This window comes from Deltaproteobacteria bacterium (assembly GCA_011773515.1).
Taxonomy (GTDB): Bacteria; Desulfobacterota; Deferrimicrobia; order J040; family J040; genus WVXK01.
This window is the reverse complement of record WVXK01000099.1, coordinates 33,259-35,147: the sequence shown is the minus strand read 5'-3', so window position 1 is coordinate 35,147 and position 1,889 is coordinate 33,259. Positions and strand designations below refer to the sequence as shown.

The following is a 1,889-nucleotide window of genomic DNA, read 5'->3' as shown; positions in this document are numbered from 1 at the left end:
AAACTGCTCAACCACCGCGTCATCCTCGATCTCGACTCCCGGGTTTTGAACGACTTCCTGCACAGCGATAACAGTAAAAAAAGCAGGAAGTGCACAAAAAATATTTCACGGGTGGCAAAGATACCGAAATTGGTCGTCGTCCAGGGGGAGGGACAGCGGAATGTTCTGAGAAAATACAACAGGAACATCAAGACGATCCCGACCTACCTTAGCAGCGAACCGGAGCCGAAGGTCGAACGGAAACGGTCGCCCGATGCGCCCGTCATTGGCTATATCGGGCACGGACGCGACGTGGACGCGCTGAAACGCATCGAAGAGCCCCTCAGGGATGTCTCACGGGAACACCGGGGTCTCGTCGTCAAGGTCGTCGCCGAGAGATTCATCAAGCTCGACCCGCCGATCCGGTACTACTATAAAAAGATGGACCCCGGGTCTTTCGTTGGGGACATGATGGAGATGGATATCTGTATCTTTCCTTCGCTCAGCAAATCCCATCAGTTCTTTGCAAACAACCCCCTCGCGCTGATTGCCATGTCTGCGGGCATTCCGACCGTCATACACCGCTCTGAAATCGACCGGAACATCTTCAGGGATGGAGAGGAGGTGATGATCTTCAAGGGGCCCCACGATTTCCGGGAAAAGCTGTCCGCCCTGATCGGCGACCCGTCCCTGTGGAAGCGTCTCAATGCAAAGGGAGGAAAAAAGGTGACGGAACACTTCCTCATCAGGGAGAACTACCGAAAGCTGAGGAAAATCATTGAAATGCAGAAGTGATAGGAAAGAGGCGCGCAAAAGGAACTGCAGGCGGGAATGGTGACGTGAGGATCATCCTGTTCAAACCCGGCCCCATCGGCGACCTGTTGCACTCCCTCCCGGTGGCCTATGCCCTCAAGAAAAAATATCCTCATGCGAAAATCACCGTGATCTCCGGCTTCGGCCTCGCAGACATCCTCGAGGGAAATCCTTACATCGACGAGAGGGTCTACATCCCCTCCCACATATTCAGAAAGGACTTAACGGGCCTTGTCCGTCATATACGGGAGGTGCGCTCCCTCGAGGCAGACCTGTTCGTCGACTTGAAATCGAACACGAGGTCTTTCCTTATCAGGGCCTTATCCGGCGCAAAAACAAGATTGCACTACAAAAAGCAGCGAATGGTTCGGGAGGGCCAGAGAAGACTCCACGCCATCGAGAACTTGCTCGAAACGATATTTCCCGTCGTGGGAACGCAGGACCCCGAGGACTTCACGGCATACCTTACCCGGGAAGACGCAGGCGTTGCAGATTCCTTCGTTGATTCCCTGGGGCTGGAGCAGGACCGTCCCCTGATAGCCCTCAACCCCAACGTGAGCATCCCCGACTCGTCCCGGCACTGGCCCCCGGGCTCCTTCGCCATGCTCGGGGACAGGGTGAAAAAGGAGCTCAACGGGGAGGTCTTCCTGATCGGGGGACCCGAAGACAGGGAGTACTGCGAAGACGTGGCCGCGAGGATGGAAACCCGACCGGTCGTAACGGCCGGCAATCTCACCCTGGGGCAGACGGGGGCATTCCTGAAAAAATGCGCGACCCTCGTATCCGGCGACACCGGTCCGATGCACCTCGCCGCGGCCGTGGGAACGAGGGTTATCGCCCTCTTCGGCTCGATGGATCCGGACAGGGCCGGTCCCTACGGGAGGGGACACAGCGTCCTCATAAAAGACCTCCCCTGCGTCCCCTGCGAGGAGAAGACCTGCCCCCTGGAAACCACGCAGTGCATGAAGGACATAAGCGTGGATGAGGTGTTTGAGGAAGTGAGAAAAATCCTGGAAAGTTCATAGATTGTAAATCTTAGTTCATAGTTCCTCGTTGCGGAACTCCGTCTCTTCGATTGCTCGGAACTTCTGCTTTCT

General features: G+C 56.1%; 2 protein-coding genes. Both read left to right on the top strand.

The window, feature by feature from the left end; translation table 11 throughout:
* Window positions 1–774: glycosyltransferase (locus GTN70_10820; protein ID NIO17457.1), on the top strand; the 774-nt coding region annotated here is incomplete at its 5' end.
* Window positions 771–1,817, top strand: coding sequence for a hypothetical protein (locus GTN70_10815; GenBank protein ID NIO17456.1), 1,047 nt, complete (start codon window positions 771–773; stop codon window positions 1,815–1,817). The genes GTN70_10820 and GTN70_10815, both read left to right, overlap by 4 nt.
* The last annotated feature ends 72 nt before the right edge of the window (window positions 1,818–1,889 follow it).